This window comes from Bradyrhizobium sp. in8p8 (assembly GCF_000426845.1).
Lineage (GTDB): Bacteria > Pseudomonadota > Alphaproteobacteria > Rhizobiales > Xanthobacteraceae > Bradyrhizobium > Bradyrhizobium japonicum_C.
This window is the reverse complement of sequence record NZ_AUGD01000051.1, coordinates 1-1,463: the sequence shown is the minus strand read 5'-3', so window position 1 is coordinate 1,463 and position 1,463 is coordinate 1. Positions and strand designations below refer to the sequence as shown.

Annotated in this window: 1 protein-coding gene; it reads left to right on the top strand. The window is 63.4% G+C overall.

The features are described 5' to 3' along the window. Positions 1 to 136: 136 nt before the first annotated feature. Positions 137 to 1,463 (top strand): ISL3 family transposase (locus tag K408_RS0136715; RefSeq protein WP_024343512.1); only part of this gene is annotated, 1,327 nt, incomplete at its 3' end.

Below are 1,463 nucleotides of genomic sequence, written 5' to 3'. Positions count from 1 at the left end.
GGTCCTTCCTTTATGGCGCCTCTCTACGCGACCACGTTAGGCACTTTTGATGCCGGTTCGAAGGGCCGTTCCACACCATCACTTTTGATGCAGTTCGAGGGATGTCTGGCGTTTTGATTGGAGGAGAATCAGCGCCATGCAGCAAGCACTCCACCGCTCCAGTCTGGTGCCGCGTGGGTTTGTTGTAGAGAGTGCATGCTACGAGGGAGATAAGGCCGTCATCACGGTCCGGGCCTCCGGAAGTTTCGGCGTCTGTCCATCGTGCGGAACGGCTTCCCGCCGTGTCCACAGCCGGTATCGGCGACGCGTGACCGATCTGCCGCTTTCCGGGCGGATCGTGGAACTCCTGGTGGCCGCCCGCCGCTTCCGCTGCGACGCCGTCCTGTGCGGACGCCAGATCTTCACTGAGCGTTTCGCCGACGGGATATTGGCTCCATCGGCGCGACGCACGGCGAGGCTGGACTCCGTCGTCCATCACCTCGGTCTGGCGCTTGGCGGTCGACCGGCGGCGGGCTTCGCAAAACGGCTGATGCTGCCAGTGAGCAAGGACACGCTCCTGCGTGTCGTCCGACGCCGCAGCCGTTCGCCGGCCGATCTTCTCAAGGTCATCGGCATCGATGATTGGGCCTGGCGGCGCAATCACCGATACGCCAGCATCATATGCAACCTGGAGAAGCGGCGGGTGGTTACCTTGCTGCCGGATCGTGAGCCCGCGACCGCCCAAGCCTGGCTGGCTGCTCATCCCTCGATCTCCGTCGTCGCTCGCGATCGCGGCGGGGGATATGGCGAAGCCGCAGCAAAGGCCCTGCCGCACGCGGTGCAGGTCGCCGACCGCTGGCATTTGATGGAGAACGCCAGCCGGGCCTTACTTGACGCCGTCCGCAAATCGATGCGCCAGATACGCACCGTCATCGGCGCGACCACGATCGATCCCAAGCTGCTAACAGCCGCCGAGCGCCTCCAATATGAGGGCTATCTGCGGCGCGAGGAGACCAATGCGGCCATTCTGGCCCTGTCGAGGAACGGTATCCCTATCAAGCAGATCATGCGTCAGACTGGCCATAGCAGGAAGCTAGTACGGCAGGTGGTCCGCGGCGAACGTCACGACGTGTTCCGAACCCGGCAGAGTTCGTTGGATCTGCACTTGCCATGGCTGGACGAGCAGTGGGCGTCTGGCTGCCGCAACGGGGCTGAACTTTGGCGCGGTTTGAAAGGGCGTGGCTTCCGAGGCTCGCTCCGCGTCATCAGCGAGTGGGCGACCCGCAGACGACGGGCTGAAAAGGCCGACGCGCGAAACCTTCAGAGGATTCCGTCGGCCAGAACCATCGCGCGCCTGATGACAATCGGCCGAGACTTGCTCACGAAAGCGGAGACTGTCACGATCGCGGCGATCGAAGCCGGCGTACCAACACTGGTCGAGGCACGCGAAATCATCGCTGAATTCCACCTGATGATCCGGCGCA